The 21912-nt window shown below is 62.6% G+C and carries 24 protein-coding genes; 6 read left to right on the forward strand and 18 right to left on the reverse strand.

The genetic code is table 11. From position 1 onward, the window contains the following. Positions 1–18: 18 nt before the first annotated feature. A complete protein-coding gene (locus QZ564_RS08340) occupies positions 19–1017 on the reverse strand; it encodes a TRAP transporter substrate-binding protein (RefSeq protein WP_297107695.1) in 999 nt (332 codons plus the stop codon). Between the two features lie 119 nt (positions 1018–1136). Here QZ564_RS08340 and QZ564_RS08345 point away from each other — a divergent pair, with 119 nt between their 5' ends. Beyond that, positions 1137–2129 (forward strand): LysR family transcriptional regulator, encoded by a 993-nt coding sequence (locus QZ564_RS08345; protein WP_297107698.1) that lies wholly within the window; start codon positions 1137–1139, stop codon positions 2127–2129. 40 nt (positions 2130–2169) lie between these two features. Here the strand turns inward: QZ564_RS08345 and QZ564_RS08350 are convergent, their stop codons facing one another. The 3 genes from QZ564_RS08350 to QZ564_RS08360 all read right to left on the reverse strand — a co-directional run bounded on the left by QZ564_RS08350 (position 2170) and on the right by QZ564_RS08360 (position 4791). Continuing rightward, complete coding sequence (locus QZ564_RS08350) at positions 2170–2841, reverse strand: outer membrane protein (protein ID WP_297107701.1); 672 nt, start codon at positions 2839–2841, stop codon at positions 2170–2172. Between the two features lie 106 nt (positions 2842–2947). Continuing rightward, positions 2948–4435: a sigma-54 dependent transcriptional regulator gene (locus QZ564_RS08355; RefSeq protein WP_297107704.1), complete on the reverse strand. Its 1488-nt coding sequence runs from the start codon at positions 4433–4435 to the stop codon at positions 2948–2950. 179 nt (positions 4436–4614) lie between these two features. Beyond that, positions 4615–4791, reverse strand: a complete 177-nt coding sequence (locus QZ564_RS08360) for a YdcH family protein (RefSeq protein ID WP_297107707.1) — start codon at positions 4789–4791, stop codon at positions 4615–4617. A gap of 161 nt (positions 4792–4952) precedes the next feature. Here QZ564_RS08360 and QZ564_RS08365 point away from each other — a divergent pair, with 161 nt between their 5' ends. The 3 genes from QZ564_RS08365 to QZ564_RS08375 all read left to right on the forward strand — a co-directional run bounded on the left by QZ564_RS08365 (position 4953) and on the right by QZ564_RS08375 (position 6815). Next, positions 4953–5159: a DUF465 domain-containing protein gene (locus QZ564_RS08365; protein ID WP_297107833.1), complete on the forward strand. Its 207-nt coding sequence runs from the start codon at positions 4953–4955 to the stop codon at positions 5157–5159. Between the two features lie 74 nt (positions 5160–5233). After that, positions 5234–5725, forward strand: coding sequence for a 5-(carboxyamino)imidazole ribonucleotide mutase (purE, locus tag QZ564_RS08370; RefSeq protein ID WP_297107710.1), 492 nt, complete (start codon positions 5234–5236; stop codon positions 5723–5725). A gap of 4 nt (positions 5726–5729) precedes the next feature. Next, the gene (locus tag QZ564_RS08375) at positions 5730–6815 is read left to right on the forward strand and encodes a 5-(carboxyamino)imidazole ribonucleotide synthase (protein WP_297107713.1); all 1086 of its coding nucleotides are present in this window, start codon (positions 5730–5732) and stop codon (positions 6813–6815) included. Here the strand turns inward: QZ564_RS08375 and QZ564_RS08380 are convergent. Then, positions 6812–7504 carry an alpha/beta fold hydrolase gene (locus QZ564_RS08380; RefSeq protein ID WP_297107716.1) on the reverse strand — a complete coding sequence of 231 codons (693 nt, stop codon included), beginning with the start codon at positions 7502–7504 and terminating at the stop codon, positions 6812–6814. The two genes, QZ564_RS08375 and QZ564_RS08380, sit on opposite strands and share 4 nt — an antisense overlap. Positions 7505–7718: 214 nt before the next feature. On the opposite strand from QZ564_RS08380, the gene rpsU reads away from it, so the two are divergent. After that, positions 7719–7943, forward strand: a complete 225-nt coding sequence (gene rpsU / locus QZ564_RS08385; protein ID WP_297107720.1) for a 30S ribosomal protein S21 — start codon at positions 7719–7721, stop codon at positions 7941–7943. 84 nt (positions 7944–8027) lie between these two features. On the opposite strand, the gene QZ564_RS08390 is transcribed toward rpsU, so the two are convergent. The 3 genes from QZ564_RS08390 to QZ564_RS08400 form a co-directional block, all read right to left on the reverse strand. Then, positions 8028–8840, reverse strand: coding sequence for an alpha/beta hydrolase (locus QZ564_RS08390; RefSeq protein WP_297107723.1), 813 nt, complete (start codon positions 8838–8840; stop codon positions 8028–8030). Between the two features lie 54 nt (positions 8841–8894). Then, positions 8895–9533, reverse strand: a complete 639-nt coding sequence (locus QZ564_RS08395) for a DsbA family oxidoreductase (protein WP_297107726.1) — start codon at positions 9531–9533, stop codon at positions 8895–8897. Between the two features lie 82 nt (positions 9534–9615). Further along, entirely contained in the window at positions 9616–10170 is a 555-nt protein-coding gene (locus QZ564_RS08400; RefSeq protein ID WP_297107730.1) for a hypothetical protein, read from the reverse strand. A 149-nt stretch (positions 10171–10319) separates the two neighbouring features. On the opposite strand from QZ564_RS08400, the gene QZ564_RS08405 reads away from it, so the two are divergent. After that, positions 10320–10532 carry a SlyX family protein gene (locus tag QZ564_RS08405; RefSeq protein WP_297107732.1) on the forward strand — a complete coding sequence of 71 codons (213 nt, stop codon included), beginning with the start codon at positions 10320–10322 and terminating at the stop codon, positions 10530–10532. Between the two features lie 39 nt (positions 10533–10571). Here the strand turns inward: QZ564_RS08405 and QZ564_RS08410 are convergent, their stop codons facing one another. The 10 genes from QZ564_RS08410 to QZ564_RS08455 form a co-directional block, all read right to left on the reverse strand. Beyond that, complete coding sequence (locus QZ564_RS08410) at positions 10572–12137, reverse strand: hypothetical protein (protein WP_297107735.1); 1566 nt, start codon at positions 12135–12137, stop codon at positions 10572–10574. A 57-nt stretch (positions 12138–12194) separates the two neighbouring features. Further along, the gene (locus tag QZ564_RS08415; protein ID WP_297107739.1) at positions 12195–12803 is read right to left on the reverse strand and encodes a LysE family translocator; all 609 of its coding nucleotides are present in this window, start codon (positions 12801–12803) and stop codon (positions 12195–12197) included. Between the two features lie 40 nt (positions 12804–12843). Continuing rightward, entirely contained in the window at positions 12844–14247 is a 1404-nt protein-coding gene (locus QZ564_RS08420; RefSeq protein ID WP_297107836.1) for an NAD(P)(+) transhydrogenase (Re/Si-specific) subunit beta, read from the reverse strand. Between the two features lie 10 nt (positions 14248–14257). Beyond that, positions 14258–14620: a proton-translocating transhydrogenase family protein gene (locus QZ564_RS08425; RefSeq protein WP_363311826.1), complete on the reverse strand. Its 363-nt coding sequence runs from the start codon at positions 14618–14620 to the stop codon at positions 14258–14260. Next, a complete protein-coding gene (locus tag QZ564_RS08430) occupies positions 14621–16147 on the reverse strand; it encodes a Re/Si-specific NAD(P)(+) transhydrogenase subunit alpha (protein ID WP_297107742.1) in 1527 nt (508 codons plus the stop codon). A 65-nt stretch (positions 16148–16212) separates the two neighbouring features. Then, positions 16213–16377 (reverse strand): aa3-type cytochrome c oxidase subunit IV, encoded by a 165-nt coding sequence (locus tag QZ564_RS08435; protein WP_297107745.1) that lies wholly within the window; start codon positions 16375–16377, stop codon positions 16213–16215. Positions 16378–16430: 53 nt separating this feature from the next. Continuing rightward, positions 16431–18233, reverse strand: a complete 1803-nt coding sequence (locus QZ564_RS08440; RefSeq protein ID WP_297107749.1) for a M3 family oligoendopeptidase — start codon at positions 18231–18233, stop codon at positions 16431–16433. A gap of 147 nt (positions 18234–18380) precedes the next feature. Next, positions 18381–19142 carry a sulfite exporter TauE/SafE family protein gene (locus QZ564_RS08445; RefSeq protein ID WP_297107751.1) on the reverse strand — a complete coding sequence of 254 codons (762 nt, stop codon included), beginning with the start codon at positions 19140–19142 and terminating at the stop codon, positions 18381–18383. A gap of 29 nt (positions 19143–19171) precedes the next feature. Then, positions 19172–21070, reverse strand: a complete 1899-nt coding sequence (locus QZ564_RS08450) for a monovalent cation:proton antiporter-2 (CPA2) family protein (protein WP_297107756.1) — start codon at positions 21068–21070, stop codon at positions 19172–19174. An 18-nt stretch (positions 21071–21088) separates the two neighbouring features. Next, positions 21089–21817 (reverse strand): cell cycle transcriptional regulator TrcR, encoded by a 729-nt coding sequence (locus tag QZ564_RS08455; protein WP_297107759.1) that lies wholly within the window; start codon positions 21815–21817, stop codon positions 21089–21091. Positions 21818–21912: the final 95 nt, after the last annotated feature.

Here is a 21912-nt window from a genome sequence, read left to right on the forward strand (position 1 = left end):
CCCCGCCACGCCGGGGCGTCAGTTGGCCCGGGCCTCGGCCAGCAGGGCCGAGTAGCGATCAAGGATGACCGCGCCACCCTCGGTTCGACCCAGCCAGTCGGCAATGACCGGTTCCATTCGGGCGATCCATTGGGCGGATTGCTCCATGTCCGGGCTGACCACCTCGTGCCCGCCCTTGGCAATCAGGCCGCCGCGGATACCGGCCTCCTGCTCGTCGAAGAACTGGCCCAGAAGACGAGTCTGTTCTTCACCGGAATGACGCATGATGATCTCGCGGGCCTCTTCGGAAAGGCCTTCCCACACGCTGCGGCTGATGAAGACCATGCCGACCACCGTGCCCACGGGAGCCTCGATGTGGTAGCTGGTGATTTCGTCCATGCGGAAGGGCGGGAAGGCCGTCCACGGCACGAGACGCCCATCGGCGGTCCCACGCTGGATCGCCTCATAGGCATCGGCCGGATTAATGGACTGCGGAACGCCACCCAGGGCTTGCACCACACCCGAATTGGTCTGCGAACCGGCGATGATCCGGGCTCCGCCCAGGTCTTCAAGTGACGCCAGTGGCTTGCTGAGGTGAATGCCCGACTGCGGAAAGACCGTGAGGTAGAGCGGCACGATGTCGTGGTACTCGGCGTCGAGATAGCCCTCTGTATAGAGCCGCCAGAAGGCCACCGAGGCAGCTTCGCCGCTGCCGGGCATATTGGGCAACTCAACTACCGATGTCAGTGGAAATCGTCCGCCCACCATAGTCATGATGCCCCAGGAAATCGGCACGACGCCGTCCTTGACGCGGTCGTAGAAATTGACCGGATTGGCCACGGTGAACCCGTGCTGCACGTCGATTTCGACGATGCCTTCACCATCGGCGCTGATCCGCTGCGCCCAGCCATCAAAGATGACCGTCGAAATCGGTCCCTGCGGCGGGCTGGCGGTCGCAAAGGTCAGGGTTTCGGCAGCCTGAGACGGCATGGCCAGCAGGGACGCGCCGACCAGCAGCGCGGTCAATCGATTGATCATGATCTCCTCCAAGAGTTTTGGCCCGGTCTGCGCCGCGCTCCGATCTTGGGTAGCTCACGAGCAATCATTGATAAAATCGAAAGATCAGATATCTTCCATTGGAAAAATCAGAGGCGTCCATGCGATTCAAGGGCTTCGATCTCAACCTGCTGGTGGCGCTCGATTATCTGTTGACTGAGCAGTCGGTCACGCGCGCTGCCGAGCGGCTCTATCGCAATCAATCGACTGTGAGCGCCATTCTCGCGCGGCTGCGGGAGCACTTTGACGACGACCTTCTGGTCCAGGTCGGGCGGGAAATGGTCCCCACGGCGCGTGGGGTGGAACTGGCTACCAAGGTGCGCGATCTGCTTCTGCGCATAGACGCCACGATCCTGACAGCTTCGGAATTCGATCCGGTTGCGAGCGAGCGTGCCGTCCGGATTTTTGCCTCCGACTATGTGATGATCGCCGGCCTGGCAGACGCCTTGCGGATCATTCAGCAAAAGGCGCCCAGGCTCAAACTGACCATCATGCAGCCAAGCCAGTTTCAGCGTGGCACGGAATCCCCCGCGGCCCTGCTGGAAAAGGGCGAGATCGAACTTCTGGTCATGCCGCAGAATTTCATGTCAGAAGCGCATCCGCGCTTGCCGCTGTTTACCGAAACCGTGTGTGGCCTCGTGAGCCGCGACAATGCCGATGTCGGGACAAAAGTGAGCACTGCCGACTTCCTGCAGATGCGCCACGCAACCGTCGGGTTCGGGCCCGGAGCGACCCCATCCTATGAGGCCTGGTTCAACCGGGAGTTTGGCGAAGACCTCAGGCATATCGACATTGTCGCCGGCTCTTTCACGACCATGCCCTTCCTGCTGCCAGGCACGAAGCGGATTGCGCTAGCACATCGCCGGCTGGCCGTTGCCTACACTAAGATGCTGCCGCTGCGCATTGTCGAAACCGAGTTCTCCATCCCGCCATTGGTCGAAGCTGTCCAATGGCATCAGTACACCAACACCGACAGGGCCCTGATGTGGGTGCGCGACCAGATCGTCGACCTGATGAGCGACAGCGCAGCAGAACGGCAGCAGGCCTCAATACAAGCTGAAGACCGACAGTTGAACGAAGAGGGCGAATTCTAGCCCTGTCGCACCTTCGTTCGGAGGTCTCGAGCCTCGTGCCCTAGAACTTGTAGTTGATGCCGGCGCGGACCAGGGAGAACCGATGCGCAATGTCGCGATTGCCCGTGGGCAGGCCGGCATAAGCCTGCGAACCCAGGTCAACATAGAGATATTCGGCCTTGATCGAGATATCGCTGGTCGCTTGCGCCTCGAGGCCAAGACCTGCTGTCCAGCCGATATGATTGGCGGTCTGCGAGGTGACGACGCCTGTGCTTTCCTGGGCGACGCCGCGGCCGAAGGCGAGACCGCCGGTGGCATAGGGCATGACCTGGCCGATGGTGACACCGGCGCGGCCGCGCGCCGTGCCGAAAAAGTCGGTCTTGGCTTCGAAGGTGCCGCCGGCAATCGGTTCGCTATGGCCGATGCTGGCCCATTGCAGATCGGCTTCGCCGCCGATCACGAAGCCGCCCATGTCCATATTATAGCCCGCCTGGGCACCCAGGGCCCAGCCGGCGCTGTTATTGTTGACCTGTCCGGCCGGCAGCGCCGGATTGATAACCGTGGTGCCCCAGGCATAACCGCCGCTGACGCCGGCATAAAACCCGCTCCATTGTGCGGCACTGGTCGCGCCATAAATGGGGGAGGTGCTGTTGCTGTTCCAGCTGAGATCGGCTGCCGGCGCGGCAGTGGACGCCGCCGCCAGGGCGAAAAGGGCAATGGCTGAATGACGCATGGAAGCCTCGCACGTTAAGACCATGGCGACATTTCGCGCCAATTTCTTAACGGCCCGGTAAGCAACAGGGTTAACGGGGCTGGTTTGTGTTCACATCCGCCTTTGTTCAGGCAGCGTCGTTGATCAGCCCCTCGGCCAAGCCATATTCATGCAGTTTGCGATAGAGCGTCGACCGCCCGATGCCCAGGGCCCTGGCCACACGGGACATGCGACCATCGTGATGCTCGATGGCGAAGGCAATCGCCTCGCGCTCGATCTCGGCAAGGGCCTGCAACTCGCCGCTTTCCGACAGGAATCGGTCGCGGGTGGCGGGGAGTTCCGGGGGCAGGGCTGGTGCACGGGCCGTAGCGGCGTCGATATGGACCGGAGCGCTGGGTGCCGGGATATTCTGGACCACACGCACTGCCTCCTCGCGACCGGCGGCCTGGGCCAGAACTTGCGGGAAATCCTGGGTTTCAAGGAAGGCGCCGTCGCTGAGCACGATTGCCCGGTAGATGGCGTTTTCGAGCTGCCGCACATTGCCGGGCCAGTCATAGCTGGAGAGCAACTGGGTGACGGCGGGCGAGACCCCCAGAATGCGCTTGCCGGCCTCGGCCGAGAATCGGGCGATGAAATGGTCGATCAGCGCCGGCAGATCCTCCAGCCGCTCGCGCAGCGGCGGCACGTAAATGGGGAAGACGTTGAGCCGGTAGTAAAGATCCTCGCGAAATTCCCCGGATTTGGCCAGATTGAGCAAGCGCCGATTGGTCGCCGAGATCAGCCGCACATTGACCTTTTCGGGTTTGCTGGCGCCCACCGGCTCGATTTCCCCTTCCTGCAGGGCGCGGAGCAGCTTGACCTGGGTTTCCAGTGGCAGTTCGCCAACCTCGTCCAGAAACAGCGTACCGCCATGCGCCTCAGTAAACTTGCCGGGCTGGTCGGCATGCGCACCGGTGAAGGCGCCCTTTTTGTGCCCGAACAGTACCGACTCGACCAGATTGGGGGGAATGGCACCGCAGTTGACGGTGACGAAAGGCTTGCCGGCGCGATCGCCCGTGCCCTGGATGATGCGGGCGATCAGTTCCTTGCCGACCCCGGACTCGCCTTCGATCAATACCGGGATAGTGCTTTTGGCAGCTTTGGCGCACAGGGTCAGAACGCGTGCCATGGCCGGGGCGGATGCGATCATGTCCTTTTGGCTGAAGGTGCCGGAGCGCCGCGCACGCTCGGCACGGATCGCAGCTTCCAGAGCGTCCAGCTTCATGGCGTTACGCAAGGATATGACCAGCCGTTCGGGAGCCACGGGCTTGACGAAGAAGTCGGCCGCGCCCTGACGCATGGCCGAAATCACGGTCTCCAGTGAGGCGTTCGCGGTCTGGATGATCACCGGTGTCGTGATCCCTTCCTTGCGCATGGCCTCCAGGACGCCCATGCCGTCAAGGTCGGGCATGACGAGGTCAAGGATCATGGCACCGAGCTGTGGGTCCTCGCGCAGAATAGCAAGGGCCTGCTCACCGCCAGTAGCGGTTATGGGCTTGAACCCGGCACGATTGGCGACCTCGGAGGTCAGCCGCAATTGCACCGGATCGTCATCCACCACCAGAACACGCGTCATATGTACCCCAAAACCTGTTCGTTCGGCACGAATCGCGTTGTGCCGTTTTGGGAAAGACGATGCCCCCCGCTTCTTAAGGGGATGTTAAGCCTAGTGAATTTGCCTGCTGTGAGAAAAGAAAAAGGGCCGCGGCGCTAAGCCGTGACCCTCCAGAGCTCTAGATGATGGTTGCCGCTGCCTTATTGCCGTGTGGCGCTCTGGAGCTTGTAGAGTTCGTCCTTCACTTCGAGTTTCTTGCGCTTGAGTGCTGCAACCATCAAGTCGTCGGCGAGCCGGTTTTGCGACTCTGTCTGGATCATCCGATCCAGTTCCTGGTGGCGGCGTTCGAGCGCTGCGATGTGGCCTTCAGTCGTCATAGCAACTCCTTTCAGCGTGTTGGACGCGGGTATCGTCACAAATATTTCATCCTTTGTCGACGCCGTTCGGCAGGGGTGGGGAATTCAGATGCAAAACTCTGCGTGATCGGTTAACCAAGGCTGAGATTTGGCGCTTGAGAGTTCCGCTACACATGTTGTCGCTGACCAAGGAACAGGAAACCCAGTTGAGCATCGAACTGGCCACAAAACGCCAGGAACATGCCGATCTCGACGCGGCCATCCATACATTGACCCAGTCGCAGTTGGCCGATCGGATGCTGATCCAGCGCCTCAAGAAGCGGAAGTTGTCGCTCAAGGATCGCATCGTTCAACTCGAGAATATTCTATTGCCCGACATCATCGCCTGACCGCCTCGCCGCCTTGAGTTGTGGCAGGAATTGGGCTAATTGCGCGCTTTGCGGAGCGGCACGGGGGAATCGCCATGCTCAAGCCACCGGTTGCCATCGTCATGGGCAGCCAGTCGGACTGGCCCACTATGCGGCTGGCCGCCGAAACCCTCGAAACCCTTGAAGTGGAATATGAGGCGCGCATCGTCTCGGCGCATCGCACGCCCGAGCGCATGGTGGACTTTGCCACCAATGCCCGCGCCGAGGGTGTCAAAGTCATCATAGCCGGCGCCGGCGGTGCGGCTCATCTGCCGGGCATGATTGCGGCCATGACCACGCTGCCGGTGTTTGGCGTGCCGGTGCGCTCCAAGGCCCTCTCCGGCATGGATAGTCTTTATTCCATCGTCCAGATGCCCGGCGGCATTCCCGTGGGCACATTGGCCATTGGTGAGCCTGGTGCCATCAATGCCGCCTTGCTGGCCGCGGCGGTACTGGCCCTGGGCGATGATGACCTCGCCGACCGGCTCGATGCGCACCGCGCCCGCCAGACCCAGGCCGTGCCCCAGTTTCCGTCCGATATCGAGTAGTGCATTGACCGACAAGACGACCATTCTCGCCCCTGGCTCCACAATCGGTATTCTCGGGGGCGGACAATTGGGGCGCATGCTGGCGCTGGCCGCAGCGAAGTTGGGGCTGAAGAGCCATATCTATTGCCCGGATCCGCAAAGTCCGGCCTTTGACGTGACGCCGCTCAAGACTGTTGCAGGTTACGACGATGTCGAGGCGCTCAGGACCTTCGCGGCCCAGGTCGATGTTGTCACCTATGAGTTCGAGAACGTGCCGGCGGCCACAGCCGAGGTTCTCGCCGGCATCAAGCCGCTGCGGCCCGGCGCCAATGCTCTGGCGATCTCGCAGGACCGGCTGCTCGAAAAGGGATTTCTGGCTTCCAAGAATATCCCTGTTGCGCCCTATCGGGCTGTGCACAGCCTTGATGAACTGCATCGGGCTGTGGCCGAGCTTGGTCTGCCGGCCGTACTCAAGACCACGCGACTGGGTTATGATGGCAAGGGTCAGCGCGTGCTCCGTGAATCCGGCGACGCCGAGGCGGCCTTTGCCGAGCTTGCTCCCCACCCGCTGGTGCTCGAAGGCTTCGTGCCGTTCGAAAAGGAAATCTCGGTGGTCGTGGCGCGTGGCGCGGATGGTAGCGTGCGCAGTTTCGATGCCGCCGAGAATGTGCATCGCCACCACATTCTCCATACCTCGACCGTACCAGCAGACATTCCGCCGGGTCTCGACAAACAGGCGGCGATGCTGGCCAAGGTCATCGTCGTGGCCCTCGACTATGTCGGGGTGCTGGGCGTCGAATTTTTCGTGGTGCCGGGCGAGCGACCGACGCTGATGGTCAATGAGATCGCGCCGCGTGTGCACAATTCCGGGCACTGGACCGAGGCGGTGTGCCTGACCGACCAGTTCGAGCAGCATATCCGCGCCATTGCCGGCTGGCCGCTGGGTGATCCACGCCGGATGGCTGACGTGGTGATGCAGAACCTCATCGGCGACGAGGTCGGGATGGTGCCCGACGGCCTCGATGGCGACACGCAGCCGCATCTCTATGGCAAGGCCGAAGCGCGGCCGGGCCGCAAGATGGGCCATATCAACAGGGTGGTGCGCGGTTAACGCGCCAGCCAGACCTTGATCGCTTCGGCTACCGATTCCGGGTTTTCCATCGTCGGAATGTGTCCGGCATCAGGGAAAATGACCAGTTCGGCACCTGGAATCATCGATGCCATTTCCTCCGACAGAGGGAGCGGGATGAGCTTGTCCTCGGCGCCGACCCCCACCAGCGTGGGGACAGCAATGTCCTTCAGGTACGGCCTGGAATCCACGCGTCCCATGATTGCAGTCTGCTGACGCAGATAGGTTTCGACTCCGACGCGCATAGCCATGTCGTGCACGGCCTCGGCGATCGGGCCATCCAGGTGGGCCGGCGCCAGCAGACCCGGCAGGGCCATGCGCGAGACCAGTGCCGACTTGCCTTGCCGCACCAGTTCCATTTCAGCCAGGCGCCCCTGTTTGCGCTCGTCGCTATCGGGGCGGGCATTGGTATCGAGAAGGGCGAGATGGGTCACGCGCTCGGGCGCCTGGCGCATGATTTCGAGTACCACATAGCCACCCATGGAAAGGCCTGCCAGGGCAAAGCGGGCCGGTGCGGCGGCCAGGATGCGCGAGGCCATGCCGGCAATGGAATCGTCGCGCGAAACATCAGCGACCGCCGGCGCTATGCCATCGCCAAGCCGTGCAATGAGCGGCTGATAGAGATGGGCATCGCATCTCAGCCCGGGAACAAGGACGAGCGGCTGGTACATCGGCAACTCCTGTGTGTCGCCAGAACGGGTAGCGGGCGCGGAGGAAACCCACAAGATGGCTTCAATTTTCCTTGTGCCAAGTGTGGACAGCGGTGCCTGGATCGGCTATAGAGCCCGCCACGGTGACCGGCTTCGCTGGTCGGCGGGGTGGCTGCTTTGGCCGCACCGCTTCCATCCAAACAGTTTGCATGAGCTTTGAAAGGGCGGTTGACCTTTGCAAGTAGTCGTTCGCGATAACAATGTTGACCAGGCGCTGCGCGCACTGAAGAAGAAGCTGCAGCGCGAAGGTGTCTTCCGCGAGATGAAGCTGCGCAACTACTACGAGAAGCCCTCTGAAAAGAAGGCTCGCCAGAAGGCCGAGGCTGTTCGCCGCGCCCGCAAGCTGGCCCGTAAGCGCGCACAGCGCGAGGGCGGTATCGTGGCAGCTGGCCGCGCATAAGCGTTTTTCGGCGCTCTCAATCAAACACCGCTCCGGGTTCCGGGGCGGTGTTTTTTGTTGGCCGGAGCTTGGGTGAGGGTGCGATCAGCGCCCCAGCGCCGTGTCGAAGAACGGCACAGCCTGTTGCCAGATGCCGGCATCCCAGAGATCCGAGTGGTCGGCGCCCTCGACAATCCAGAGCGCATTGGGGTTTGGCGCCAGCGCATAGAGCCGTTCGCCATTGGTCACGTCGATTGTGCGGTCGGCGGTGCCGTGAGCGATCAGCACCGGCTCAGCGACATTCTCGATCCAGAGATCGTTGCGGAACTGGTCCTGCATGACAAGGCCCACCGGGAGCACCGGATAGCGCTCTGCCGCAACATTGACCGCCGACAGGAAGGGTGTTTCGAGCAGCAGTGCGGTGGCATCACGCTGGCTGGCCACATAGGTCGCAGGTCCCGAGCCGAGCGAGCGCCCCCAGATCAGGATCGGTGCGTCGGTTTGGGCGGCAAGCCAGTCATGGGCTGCCAGGGCGTCGGTCAGGATATTGGCTTCCGAGATATCGCCGGGCGACGCCGGAAAGCCGCGATAGTCGAAGGCCAGGAACCCATAGCCGTCCGCGACGAAGCGCTCGTAGCGCTCGTTCTCTTCGGTAAAACTCTTGGAGTTGCCCTTGTAGTAGAGAATGACGGGCATGCCGGGGCGCGGTGCCTGATACCAGCCATTGATTTCCGACCCACCCGAGGCAATGGCGATCGCGCGAGCCTCTTCCAGGTCCGTGCTCTCCAGCGCGTAAACTTCGCCGATGGCGTTGTACTGAAGGGTGCGCTGGTTGACATACATATAGGCCACCACGCCGGCATAGCCGATGGCGAACACAATCAGGATGGCGAGGAGCAGGCGGCGGAGAGTCTTCACGATCATTTCCCGGCAATGCAATTTGCCGGACTATAGCAGCCTGCGGCGTTCGCGTCAGAGCTCGGAAAGAGTCTTGTCGATTGCCTGCGCAAAGACCTCATCCGGCTGGGCCCCGGAGAGGGCATATTTCTCGGCGAAGACGAAAAACGGCACGCCGCGGATGCCCTGTTGGGCAGCGCTGGTCGCCAGCTCTGCGGTAATGGCGAGTTCGTTCTCGTCATTGATCGCGTCCATGGCGTCCCCGCGATCCCACCCATATTCGGCGGCGATGTCGATCAGCACGTTATCGTCATTGATCTGGCGGTGATCGAGGAAATAGGCCTCGGCAATGGCGTTGGCCAGCTCGTGCTGATTGCCATTGGGCTTGCTGAGGCGGGTCAGGGTATGCGCCTTGGCGGTGTTGAACATGCGCGGCTGGCGGCTGAGATCGAGCGTGATCCCCGCCTTCTGCGCCTCGCTTTCCACGCGCGCCCACATCTCGGCCGGGTCGCGACCATATTTCTGGCGCAGCATTTCGCCCACATCTACGCCCTCGGGTGGCACGGAGGGATCGAGGTAGAAGGGGTGGTTTTCGATCTCCACCTCGACGTCGTCCGGCAGGCTGGCGATCGCCTGGTCCAGCCGCGCCGAGCCGACAAGGCACCAGGGACACACCACGTCGGTAAAGACATCGATCTTGAGCAGCTTGGCCATCGGGTATTCCTCGAAGCGTACAATGCCCCGCCCAGATGGCGGCCCAAGCGCCGTCTGGCAAGAGGGTACCTTGAGGTAACTGTCAGGCCGGCGCCTGGGGCTGATCAGTCATCAGGGCAAAGGGCGGGGTGTAGGCGGCCGTCATGATCAGTCCCAGCGTGGCGCTGAGGCCCAGCACAATGCTGCTCGGTGCCATCAGCCAACTTGCCAGCCTGGATATGCGAGCCACCCGTGCCATGGTTGCCACGGATAGCAGAAACAGGCTCGTGCAGACGATGCTCAATTGCAGCGAGTCGAGCGGCGGGGTGGCAAAGGGCAACACCACATAGGCCACGGTCAGGGCGCCCAGCCATATGCTCGATCCGGCCGCCTTTGGCTGCAAGGTGAGGGCCCACCAGGCGGCGCCCAGACAGGCCAGTTGAATCAGGTGCAGAGCTGCACCGGCCGGTCCGGGCAGGCCGAATGGCGAGAAGAACAGGGGAATGATGCCGATTGCCTCAGCGCCCAGATTGAGAAGGCCGAACAGCCCCAGTGGGAGACCGGCGCACATAACCAGGCGGAGCGCCTCGCGGGCCTGCTTGACGCCGGCTTGGGTCGGGTTCGATACGGATTGGGCGGGCAATGCTGTGGTGGCCATTTTGGCGGCTCCCCATTGGCAGATCGTGCGCAATCAATGGCCGAATGGGGATATGGGTTCCGCCTACGTCAATTGCGCTGAAGCCGTCCCACCCCTTGCGGATGGGCCAAGCGCCCCCTATTGCGGGGCTTCGGAGCATGGAGAGACCAATGAGCGGCGCCGCGGAAAGTGAACGGATCGACGCGCTGGAAACGCGCATCGCCTATCAGGACCAGACCATTGAAGAGCTCAACGCAGCCCTGACCGCGCAATGGAAGACGATCGACCTGCTCACCAAGAAGCTCGCCACGCTTGAGGAGCAGGTGCGCTCGGGCAGTTTCATTGCAGATCCGGCTACCGAAAAGCCACCGCCGCATTATTGAGCGGCGTTCGAACCTGTTCGATCAGCCGTCCGCCGGCGATCAAGACCGCTCCAGCCCCACAGCGCCGCGGAAGGCAGTGATATGGTCGGCGGGCGGCTTGCCCTCAGGTGCAGTGTCTGTCCAGTAGAAATTATGGGTGAAGAGCCGCCAGCCCAGCCGGCCCCAGGTAATCTCCACGCGGTGGTCGCTGATGCCCGGCCCGAATCGGTCGGCGCCTGACAATGGTCCCGAGATTGCATCGCCCAGCAGAAAGAGGGGGGAGTTGCTGCGATCATAAATATTGGTCCAGCGCACCACGGAGAACACGGCGGCATGGTGGGCAGCGTCGCCTTTTTGCGGGTCGGGGTAGATGGCGCCTCGGTTCTCATCATAGGGCTGCGGTGGCGCTGTGGGCAGCACGCGCTCGGTCTTCATGCGCGAGAAGTCGGTGCTGCCATCGGTGATGAGAAACTCGGCGCTCGAGAGGGGGGAGCCCAGCGTCACCAGATCTGAAATCTTCCAGCCGGAGAGCTTCGCAGTCCCCGGCTGGCCCTTCTGTCGGCGCAACGAGTCGAAGAGCTGCCACTGCAATTGCTGGTAACGTTCGACGACGGATGGGTCCCATGTCTCCCCGCCATTCTCGGCTACGAAAGCGTCCAGGGTCGCGAAGGCGGCCAGGGCCTCGGGAGGGGGCGGGTTGTCCTTGGTCGGGCCCACCTCGCGCCAGAGAATATGCAACAGATCGTAGGCCAAGACCGAACCGAGGGAGTGGGCGACCACCACCACCCGGTCATATTCGGGATCTTCATGCAGCGCCTTGAGCAGGGCCAGGCCACGATTGCGCACGCCTTGGCGGCTTTGCACCGTCTCGGTCTGGGCGGATAGATAGCTGGCCGCGTCGCCGAAATAGGGCAGCAGCAGCGTGCCGGCGAGATAGGCCAGCGTTCCCAGCACCATCAGATTGGCGACATGCCCGTTCCAGCCGAAGCTGTCGAGAATGCCGATCGCCACGGCAAAGACCAAGACCTGGCGGGGCAGTCGCTTGATGAAGCCGAGCGGTCGGAAGAATTTCGGCAGCAGGATGAGCGCCAGGGCGATGAGACTTATCATGTGGCCACGGACGGCCTCAGCGGACACGAAGTGATCATACCAATTGGTATTGAGCACTTGTGGCAGGGCGAGCAGGGCGCCAAAGGCGCTGATGGTGGCCAGAACCGTCAGCATCCAGAATACGGCCCAGGGCCAGCGCATGTGCCTGGGCACATAGGCCGGGTCGATCCAGAGCAATCTCCTGATCCAGCGCCAGAGATTGCGGATCGGCGTGGCGTTGAGCAGGTCGGCATAATAGAGCTCGAAGAAGTCGGTGCGCCGTCCATTGTGCTCGGGCGTGGTGATCCGCTGCAATTCATAGAGGCCGCTCTTGTCGTCAGGGACGATCCAGATGGGACGCGGTCGGGGATAGGTTTCGCCGGGCGTGTCGAGCTGTGGATTGTCCTGCCAGAGCGCGCCGACAAAATCGCGGATCGTGCCCATGGGGCGCTGTTCGCCTTGGCCGTGGACGATGACGATGGCCTGGCGCTTGATCGGCGCCGGCGCTGCAGCGCGCTTTCTCGGTGCTCTTGCCATGGTCCCCCTCCCAATGGGGCAAAGACTAGGGCAAGCGCGCCTGCAAGGAAACGGTCTCTAGCGGGCCGTGCCTATCGCGACCCAGGTGGCTATGCCGATCAGCAGCACGGCAAAGACCCCTCCCATGACGCGGCGGCGCTCCGGACGGGTCAGCAGGGGTTGTACACTGCCTGCGAGCAGGACCACACTGGCATGAACCCCCGTGGCGACGACCACATAGGCGGTGGCGAAGAGCACTGTCTCCCGAACCGTGGTGGTGGTGAGAAAGCCGGGCATGACGGTGATGTAGAAGAGCGCGGCCTTGGGGTTGAGCAAATTGGTGATCAGCCCGCGTCGGAAATAGCGCCAATTGTTTCCATCAGGATCGAGAGGGGCAATTGGCCGGCGCGAGTCGCTCCAGGCCTCCCAGGCCAGATAGAGCAGATAGGCAACGCCGGACCAGCGCAGGCTCTGGTAGAGCCAGGGCTGCTCGAGCACCAGGGCGCCTAGCCCGAAAACTGCCAGCAGGCCAAGCAGTGCCAGGCCCAAGGCAACTCCGCCCACGGCTGCCAGACCCGGCGCCCGTCCCCGCGCGGCCGCGAGGATGGCGAGATAGGTCATATTCGGGCCTGGCGTCAGTTCGATCAGCAGGCTGGCTACAGCGAATGAAAAAAGCGCGGCACTCATGGCCGCGCTTTTCCGATTTTGCTTGGCTCCAACACGAACCCTAGTGGCCGAAGGCCTTCACAATGTCCTCGGTCACCTTCTTGGCGTCGCCGAACAGCATCATGGTGTTGTCGCGGAAGAACAACTCGTTCTGCACACCCGCATAGCCAGCCGCCATGCCGCGCTTGATGAAGAGCACGGTGCCGGCGTCCTCGACGTTGAGGACGGGCATGCCATAGATGGGCGAGGTCTTGTCGGTCTTGGCCGAAGGGTTGGTGACGTCATTGGCGCCGATGACGAAGGCCACGTCCGACTGGGCGAATTCGGAGTTGATGTCTTCGAGTTCGAACACTTCGTCATAGGGCACGTTGGCTTCGGCCAGCAGCACGTTCATGTGTCCCGGCATGCGGCCGGCCACCGGGTGGATGGCATATTTGACTTCAACGCCTTCGGCCTTGAGCAGGTCCGCCATCTCGCGCAAGGCGTGCTGGGCCTGGGCCACGGCCATGCCGTAGCCGGGGACGATAATGACCTTGCCGGCATTCTTCATCAGGAAGGCCGCGTCGTCGGCGGCGCCCTGCTTGACCGGGCGGTCGTCTTCGGCACCCGAGGCGGCACTGGACGTGTCGCCCCCGAAGCCACCCAGGATAACCGAGATGAAGCTGCGGTTCATCGCCCGGCACATGATGTAGGAGAGGATCGCGCCCGAGGAGCCGACCAGGGCACCGGTGATGATCAGCGCCGTATTGCCCAGGGTAAAGCCGATACCCGCTGCCGCCCAGCCCGAATAGGAATTGAGCATGGAGACCACGACGGGCATGTCGGCGCCGCCGATGGGGATGATCATCAGCCCGCCCAGCACCAGGGCGAGGATTGTGATGAGCCAGAAGAGCCACGGATTGCCGGTGACGGTGAACATCCAGACCAGCGCGACAATGGCGACGCCCATGGCGATATGGATCAAGTGGCGCATGGGCAGGATGATCGGCTTGCCGCTCATATTGCCGTTGAGCTTGGCAAAGGCGATGACCGAACCGGTGAAGGTGAAGGCGCCAATAGCGGTACCGATACTCATTTCCACCAGGGCCTGGGCGTGGATGTGATCCAGCGTGCCGATGCCGAACGCTTCCGGCGCATAGAGCGCGGCGGCGGCCACAAAGACGGCGGCCAGACCCACCAGTGAGTGGAAGGCGGCGACCAGTTGCGGCATGTCGGTCATCTTCACCGAGCGGGCGATATAGGCGCCGATGCCGCCACCGAGGGCGAGGCCGCCAATGATCAGCAGCCAGCTCATGAAGTCGCTGGGTGCGGCCACCATCAGCGTGGTGACCACGGCGATCCCCATACCGATCATGCCAAAGAGATTGCCCTGGCGCGAGGATGAGGGATGCGACAGCCCACGCAGGGCCAGGATGAAGAGAACGCCCGAGACCAGGTAGAGAAGGGCGGCGATATTTGCGTCGATCATTTTTCGATCAGCCCTTCTTCTTGTACATGGCCAGCATTCGCTGGGTCACCAGGAACCCGCCGAAGATGTTCACGCTTGCGAACACCAGAGCGATGAAGCCGAAGAGTTTCGATACCCAGCTGGCGTCATTGGCGAGATGCACGCCCACGGCCAGCAGGGCGCCGACTACGATCACCGAGGAGATGGCGTTGGTGACGCTCATCAGCGGCGTGTGCAGGGCCGGGGTAACGCTCCAGACCACGAAATAGCCAACGAAGATCGCCAGCACGAAAATGGCAAGGCGGAAGGTGAAGGGGTCGATGGCGCCGCCAATGGCCCCATGGGCCACGGCTGCACCGGCATCGGCGATGTGTTCGGCCGTCGTTTCCATTTACTTGTCTCCTCCCTCGGGGGCGGCAGGCTTCTTCGCTGCCGGCTTTCTGGCAGCAGGTCTTTTGGTTGCAGGCGCCTTGGCCGGAGCATCTGCTTGCGGATGGGCTTCGGCTGCCGCCTTGGCGGCAGGCTTTTTCGCGGGGGCCTTGCGCGCAGGCTTGGCTTCCGGGTCATGCGCGACATCGCCCTTGGGCGCGGCAGCGCTCTTTGGTGCAGCAGACTTGGCCGTCGCGGGTTTGGCCGTGGCAGATTTGCGGGCTGCCGGCTTCTTTGCTGCAGCGGGCTTGGCTTCCGGATCGGGGGCCAAGTCGGCCTTGGTGGAGGCCTTCCGGGCCGCAGGCTTTTTCGCCGGAGCGGGCTTGGCCTCGGGGTCATGCGCAACGTCTGCGAGTGCTGCCGCGGCAGGTGCAAAATTCGGATGCACCACAGCGCCGTCGCGCGTCAGCACGGTTGCCTTGACCAGTTCGTCATCCCAGTTGATGGCGAGCTTCTTTTCCTTCTTGTCGACCAGCGTGTCGATGAAGGCGAGCAGGTTGCGGGCATAAAGCTGGCTGGCAGTGGTCGGGATATGACCGGCCAGATTGGTGTAGCCGATGATGGTCACGCCCTTGTGGGTCACGACCTTGCCCGGCTGGGTCAGTTCGACATTGCCGCCGCGCTCGGCCGCGAGGTCGACGATCACCGATCCGGGCGCCATGGATTCAACCATGGCCTTGGTCACCAGCTTGGGCGCGGGCCGGCCCGGAATGAGCGCCGTGGTGATGACGATATCCTGCTTGGAAATGTGCCCGGCGACCAGTTCGGCCTGGGCGGCCTGTTCGTCCTTGGTCAGTTCGCGCGCGTAGCCGCCGGTGCCCGAGGCGTCCTTGAGGGCGTCGGTCATGATAAACTTGGCGCCCAAAGATTCCACCTGTTCGCCGGCTGCGGCGCGCACATCGGTGGCCGAGACCACAGCGCCAAGGCGCTTGGCGGTGGCGATGGCCTGAAGGCCGGCCACGCCCGCACCCATCACGAAGGCCTTGGCCGGACGCACCGTGCCAGCGGCTGTCATCATCATGGGCAGGGCGCGATCGAAGACGCCCACGGCCTCGATGACGGCCTGATAGCCGGCTAGGTTCGCCTGTGAAGAGAGAATGTCCATGACCTGGGCGCGGGTGATGCGCGGCATGAACTCCATGGAGACCGCGGCCACGCCCGCCTTGGCGAGGGCGTCTATGTCCTTGTCATTACCATAGGGGTCAAGGGCGCCGATCAGCAGGGCACCGGTGTTGACGCCGTTGAGCGTGCTGGCCGCAGGGCGCCGCACGCAGAGCACGATATCCGCACCCTTGAGCGTTGCAGCTGTCGTCGCGCCAATCGTCGCGCCGGCCTCAGTATACTGTTCGTCCGAGATGCGGGAGCCGGAACCGGCGCCTGCTTCGATGACAACCTGGCCGCCCAGGGCGACATATTTGGCGACGGTCTCGGGGGTGGCAGCCACGCGGCTCTCACCCTCGAACCGTTCGCGCAACACGGCAATTTTCATGGAAACTCTCCTGCCCACCTGCCCCGGGGCAGGCGCGTTTCGTGTGCCTGCGGGTTAGCCTGTGATCAGGGGTTGATCACAAAATAGAGGATCACCACCAGCGCTGCCAGCGCATAGAGCGACCACTTCACCCCGGTAATGAAGCCGTTATAGGTCTTTTCGTGTTCGGCATAATCCATCGCGGATTCCAGTACCGGTGCTGCGTGATGTTCTGGGCGGGTTTTGGCCATCAGGTCCTCGAAAGTATACTCGTCTATTGGTGCTAAGCCGAAAGTCTATCGTCTCAGGGAGACGTGGCTTCCAGCTCGTCGATCAGCCGCTCGATCATCGAGAGGCCGAGCGACCAGAATTGGGGGTCTTTGGCATCGAGCCCGAACGGCGCGAGAAGTTCGGAATGATGCTTGCTGCCCCCTGCCTTGAGGAGTTCAAAATAGCGCTCCGCAAAGCCTTCGCTGGCCTTTTCATACTGTGCGTAGAGCGAGTTCACAAGGCAGTCGCCAAAGGCATAGGCATAGACATAGAAGGGCGAGTGGATGAAGTGCGGGATATAGGCCCAGAAGGTCTCATAGCCCTCATTGGCGATGATGCCCTCGCCCAGGGATTCTGCCTGCACTTCGAGCCAGAGCGCGTTGATCTCTTCGGTCCGCAATTCGCCCTGGCGGCGGGCCGTGTGGACCTTGCGCTCGAAAGTGTAGAAGGCGATCTGCCGGACCACCGTATTGAGCATGTCTTCCACCTTGGAAGACAGCAGCGCAAAGCGCTGCTTGGGGTCGGTGGTCTTGTCGAGCAGGGCTCGGAACGTCAGCATTTCGCCAAAAACCGAGGCGGTTTCTGCCAGGGTCAGCGGCGTGTTGGCCAGGATTGGGCCTTGCGCGGCGGCGAGGCGCTGGTGCACGCCATGGCCCAGCTCATGGGCGAGCGTCATGATATCGCGGGTGCGCCCGAGATAGTTGAGCATCAGGTAGGGATGGGCGCTGGGGACGGTGGGGTGCGCAAAGGCGCCCGAAAGCTTGCCATTGCCCGTCGGCGCATCGATCCAGCCCGAATTGAAGAAGGGCTTTGCCACCTCCGCCAGGTCTGGCGAAAACCGGCCATAGGCGTCGAGCACGGTCGAGACCGCCGTATCCCAGTCCCAGATGCGCTCATCGCTGGTAGGCAGGGGCGCATTGCGGTCCCAGGCATTGAGCTTGTCCTTGCCGAACCATTTCGCCTTCATCTTGTAGTAGCGATGGCTGAGGCGCGGATAGGCCGCCTGTACCGCGGTCTGGAGCGCATCGACGACTTCCCGCTCCACAGAATTGGCCATGTGGCGGCTGTCGGCGATGTCCTGGTAGCCGCGCCACCGATCCGAGATTTCCTTGTCCTTGGCCAGCACATTGGTGATGTGGGTGAAGAGCCGCCCATTGGCCGCCAGCACCTTGGCCAATGCCTTGAAGGCGGCTTCGCGCTTCTTCTCATCCTTTTCGGAGAGCAGGTGCAGGGTGGATTCGAGATTGAGGGTTTCGCCATCGACCTCGAATTCGAGGCTGGAGAGCGTCTCGTCGAACAGCCGGTTCCAGGCCGAATAGGCGGTGACCGACTTGTCGTGGAACAGTTCTTCAAGCTTGTCGTCGAGCTGGTAGGGTTTGGCTTTCCTGAGGTCGGCGAACCAGGTCTTGTAGCGCTTGAGCTCCGGGTCGCTGTCCAGGGCGGCGTCGAGCGCCGCATCCTCAATTCGGTTCAGTTCCAGTTCAAAGAACAGGGTTTTGGTCGAGAGATTGGTCAGCGCCTCATTGGTGTCGCCCATGAACTTGGCGCGGTCCGGATCGGTGGATTTCTGCGCATATTGCAGGAAGGCGAATGAGCCGATGCGGCCGGTCAGATCACCCAGGATCTCGCTGTCCTTGATGGCTTTGATCAACTGCCCGGATTTGGTCAGCTCGGCCAACTTGCCCTTGTATTTGCTTTCGAATTCGGTGGCCAAGGACTTGGCTTGGTCCATCGCCGCCTTGAATTCGGGGCTGTCCTTGCCGGGATAGAGGTCATTGAGGTCCCAGACAGGCAGATTACCGAACTGGTTATGGCCCTTTTGAGCGACAGCGGACATGCAACGCGACTCCCGAAAACTGTTTCGGGCGGGACCTTAGCGAGCGGGAGTCGCGCTGTGAAGGGCGGGATAGTGGCGCGGGGATCAGTGAAAGCTCTCTGGCCCGGCTTGCGGTGGGTGAGGGGGGCTTCCTGGTAGTTCGTCGCGCTAGCTGCCCGTCAGCAGCCGGTTCGTGCCTTCCCAAATCAATTGCAGCGCCAGGAGAAAAACCAGCCAATAGGCGATGCGGTAGAAGAGCTTGGCGTCAATGCGGCGCACCAGATAGATGCCGAGGAAAACGCCGGCAATGCCCACCGGGGCCAGGGCGGCGGAGAGTGTCAGGTTTTGCACGTTGAGCTGGCCGAGGAAGTAATAGGGCACCAGCTTGGCCGTGTTGACGATGGCAAAGAAGAAGGCGGTCGTGCCCGCATAGATGGCCGGGGGCAAGCGGCGGGGCAGCACATAGATTTGGAACGGCGGACCGCCGGTGTGCGAGATGAAGCTGGTGAAGCCGGCCACACCACCCCAGAACACGCCCCAGGGTTTTGACGGTGGCAGGCCCTCGAGTTTCTTGCGCAGCGGCAGGATGGCGTCGAGCACGAAGAGCAGCGTCACGATGCCGACCATCAGGAGCACCACGGCGTCGCTGACCACGGCCCAGAGGGCCCAGCCGATCAAGGTGCCGATCGCGGCGCCAGGCAGCATGATGCGGAGCAGGCCCCAGTCGCATTCCTTGCGGTACATCCAGATGGCCACCGCATCCATGCAGAGCAGCACCGGCAGCATCATGCCGGCCGCATCGCGCGGCGCCATGACCAGAGCGAGTAGCGGCACACCGACGACGCCCAGGCCACCAAGCAGCCCGGCCTTCGAGAGGCCAACAACAAGCACCGCGATCACGGCGACCGTGACGAAAACTGGATCGATCATGGGAAAGGCAGGTCCGGCGAGAAGTGGGCTCAACCCGACCTTGGCAGGCGTGATTTGTCAAGCTTGCCCCGTGGTTTGCCGGCCTTGGATTTGTCAGGCGCCTCTGGGGTATCGGGTGCGTCCGCCTGCATGGCTTCGTCGAGCAGGGTCATGGACTGTCGAACGGCGCCCCAATAGGCCTCGCGATCCCCGCGCAGGCGGAAGGCGCGAAGCAGCAATTCTTCGTCCCGGGCGTGGAACTGGCGCGCCAGCTCCTCGGCCTCGTCCTCGTCATGGCCGAAATGAACGAGGACGCGGCGGCCCAGATGCAGGGCAGAGTGGAAGGTCTCGCGCTCGAACAGGGTAACGCCCAGCTCCATCAGGGCATGGGCGTGTTCGCGGTCGACCGCCCGGGCGGCAATGGCGACATCTGGAAAATGCCGGCGCACATTGCGGGCGATATCGAGAATGCGATTGGCGCCACCCACGGCAATAATGACCAGTTCGGCGTGTCCGACGCCGGCGGCGTGCAGCAGGTCGGTCCGCGAGGCGTCGCCATAATAGACCTTTACCCCGAAGCGGCGGACCAGCTCGATCTGCGCGGCATCGTCGTCGATCAGGGTCATGTCGTAGCCATGGCTGCGCAGCATGCGGGTGACGATCTGCCCGAAGCGGCCATAGCCGAGAACGACGATGCGGCGGTGTTTCTCGACAGTGTCCGGGTCGCGGCCCTCCCGCCCCTTGCGCGCATCCAGCCGTGGCGCGATCAGCTTGTCGAAAGCGAAGAGCAATAGGGGCGTGGTGGCCATCGAGAGAGCCACCACAACGGTGAACAGCGCATAGGCATCGTCCGCCAACGCACCCCTGTTGAAGGCGAATTGCAGGACCACGAAGGCGAATTCGCCGGCCTGGCTGAGCAGCGTCGCTACCAGCAGCCGGTCGGCCCGGTTCATGCGGAACAGGGTGCACAGGCCATAGAGGATGGCGAATTTGGCGACGATCACGATGAGGACCAGCGCCAGGATCAGCCAGGGCGTTTCGAGGAATTCGCCAAAGGCGATCGACATGCCAACCGAAACGAAAAACAGCCCCAGGAGCAGACCCTTGAAGGGTTGAAGGTTGCTCTCGAGCTCATGGCGGTATTCGCTGTCGGCCAGCAGTACACCGCCGATAAAGGCGCCCAATGCAGGCGACAGCCCAAGGGCCTGGGTGGCGAAGGCGGCGCCCACCACCAGCGCCAATGCCAGGACGGTGAAGGCTTCGCGCACAGCGGTGCGGGCCACAAAGGCAAGCAGGGGGCGCACCACATAGCGGCCACCGGCAATGGCGGCGGCGAAAGTGGCCAGTAGCAGCGCCGATGTCTGCCAGAAGACCGGGCTTTCCACCTCCGAGACGGCCTCGGTGATCTCGGCTTCCAGACTGGTGCCGGAACCGGCAAAGGCCAGAAACGGCACGATGGCGAGAATCGGGATGACCGCCACATCCTGCACCAGCAGCACGGCAAGGCTCGCCCGCCCCGCATCGGTGCGGGTGATGTCGCGCTGCTCGGCGGTCTGCATGGCAATAGCGGTCGAACTCATGGCAAAGGCCATGCCCACGATGATCGCGGTATTGAGGGCGAAGCCGAATGCCTGAAGGATCAGGGCGATGACCAAAGCCGTCAGCAGCATTTGGGGCAGGCCAAGGCCGAGCACCTTGTTGCGCATGCGCCAGACCTCACGAGGCTGTAGATCGAGCCCGATGAGAAAGAGCATCAGCACGATGCCGAATTCGGAGATGTGACGGATGGTTTCGGTGTCAGTCAGCAGGCCCAGGCCATAAGGACCGATCAGGATGCCGGCGGTCAGGTAGCCCAGCACCGTTCCCAGGCCGGCCGCCTTGGCCAGCGGCACGAGCGCGGCACTGGCGGCAAGCAGGGCAAAGATGGCCAGCAGAATATTGTCTTCCACCCTGCTGGCCCCTCTCGTCTATTCGTCGTTGTCGGACTTGATCGACTTGAGCTTGGCAAAGACCGAATCGGCATCCAATTCCTCGTCGGAGGTCTGGCCGGCATGTCCGGTGCCGTCGGCGTCGAAGCCGCCTTGCTGCTCGGAGAGGCGGGCATTGGCGCGGGCCAGGGCCTCCTCGGCGGTCAGCAGGGTGGTGCCCTCGTTAAGTTCGGCCTGAGCCGGGGCGTCCTTGGATGCGCGCTTGACCTCGAGGTCAAGGTCGATCTGGCTGCACAGGCCCAAGGTTACTGGGTCCATGGCCGTCAGATTGGCCGCGTTCCAGTGTGTGTTCTCGCGCACCGATTCAATGGTCGACTTGGTGGTGCCAACCAGACGCATGATCTGTGCGTCCTTGAGTTCGGGGTGGTTGCGCACCAGCCACTTGATGGCGTTGGGACGCTCATTGCGGCGGGAAATCGGGGTGTAGCGCGGGCCCTTGCGCTTGACGGCGGCGACGCGAACCTTGGGCTCGCTCAGCTTCATGCGATAGGCGGGATCGGCCTCGGCCTTTTCAATCTCTTCGCGGGTCAGCTGGCCGTTCTGAATGGGGTTCACGCCCATGATGCCGCTGGCCACGTCGCCGTCGGCGATGCCCTGCACTTCGAGCGGATGCAGTGTGCAGAAAGCAGCGATCTGGTCGAAGGACAGGGCGGTGTTGTCCACGAGCCACACGGCGGTTGCCTTGGGCATCAGAAGGGACTGGGACATGGTTAAATTTCTCCTGCTGGCGCGGCCGGTCTTCCTCCGGGCCGCTCCGCCTCTTGGCCAAATGCTGAGGGGAACTGACCGGTAATATAAGGAAA

Source organism: uncultured Devosia sp., from assembly GCF_913055165.1.
GTDB lineage: Bacteria > Pseudomonadota > Alphaproteobacteria > Rhizobiales > Devosiaceae > Devosia.

Excerpts from the sequence above, each read along its gene's own strand:
- purE (WP_297107710.1), top strand. The coding sequence starts at position 5,234 with ATGCTCAAGCCACCGGTTGCCATCGTCATGGGCAGCCAGTCGGACTGG.
- QZ564_RS08455 (WP_297107759.1), bottom strand. The coding sequence starts at position 21,817 with ATGTCCCAGTCCCTTCTGATGCCCAAGGCAACCGCCGTGTGGCTCGTG.
- QZ564_RS08440 (WP_297107749.1), bottom strand. The coding sequence starts at position 18,233 with ATGTCCGCTGTCGCTCAAAAGGGCCATAACCAGTTCGGTAATCTGCCT.
- QZ564_RS08425 (WP_363311826.1), bottom strand. The coding sequence starts at position 14,620 with ATGGAAACGACGGCCGAACACATCGCCGATGCCGGTGCAGCCGTGGCC.
- QZ564_RS08430 (WP_297107742.1), bottom strand. The coding sequence starts at position 16,147 with ATGAAAATTGCCGTGTTGCGCGAACGGTTCGAGGGTGAGAGCCGCGTG.
- QZ564_RS08435 (WP_297107745.1), bottom strand. The coding sequence starts at position 16,377 with ATGGCCAAAACCCGCCCAGAACATCACGCAGCACCGGTACTGGAATCC.
- QZ564_RS08405 (WP_297107732.1), top strand. The coding sequence starts at position 10,320 with ATGAGCGGCGCCGCGGAAAGTGAACGGATCGACGCGCTGGAAACGCGC.
- QZ564_RS08400 (WP_297107730.1), bottom strand. The coding sequence starts at position 10,170 with ATGGCCACCACAGCATTGCCCGCCCAATCCGTATCGAACCCGACCCAA.
- QZ564_RS08395 (WP_297107726.1), bottom strand. The coding sequence starts at position 9,533 with ATGGCCAAGCTGCTCAAGATCGATGTCTTTACCGACGTGGTGTGTCCC.
- QZ564_RS08355 (WP_297107704.1), bottom strand. The coding sequence starts at position 4,435 with ATGACGCGTGTTCTGGTGGTGGATGACGATCCGGTGCAATTGCGGCTG.
- QZ564_RS08415 (WP_297107739.1), bottom strand. The coding sequence starts at position 12,803 with ATGAGTGCCGCGCTTTTTTCATTCGCTGTAGCCAGCCTGCTGATCGAA.
- QZ564_RS08380 (WP_297107716.1), bottom strand. The coding sequence starts at position 7,504 with ATGTACCAGCCGCTCGTCCTTGTTCCCGGGCTGAGATGCGATGCCCAT.
- QZ564_RS08345 (WP_297107698.1), top strand. The coding sequence starts at position 1,137 with ATGCGATTCAAGGGCTTCGATCTCAACCTGCTGGTGGCGCTCGATTAT.
- QZ564_RS08410 (WP_297107735.1), bottom strand. The coding sequence starts at position 12,137 with ATGGCAAGAGCACCGAGAAAGCGCGCTGCAGCGCCGGCGCCGATCAAG.
- QZ564_RS08350 (WP_297107701.1), bottom strand. The coding sequence starts at position 2,841 with ATGCGTCATTCAGCCATTGCCCTTTTCGCCCTGGCGGCGGCGTCCACT.
- QZ564_RS08445 (WP_297107751.1), bottom strand. The coding sequence starts at position 19,142 with ATGATCGATCCAGTTTTCGTCACGGTCGCCGTGATCGCGGTGCTTGTT.
- QZ564_RS08340 (WP_297107695.1), bottom strand. The coding sequence starts at position 1,017 with ATGATCAATCGATTGACCGCGCTGCTGGTCGGCGCGTCCCTGCTGGCC.
- QZ564_RS08360 (WP_297107707.1), bottom strand. The coding sequence starts at position 4,791 with ATGACGACTGAAGGCCACATCGCAGCGCTCGAACGCCGCCACCAGGAA.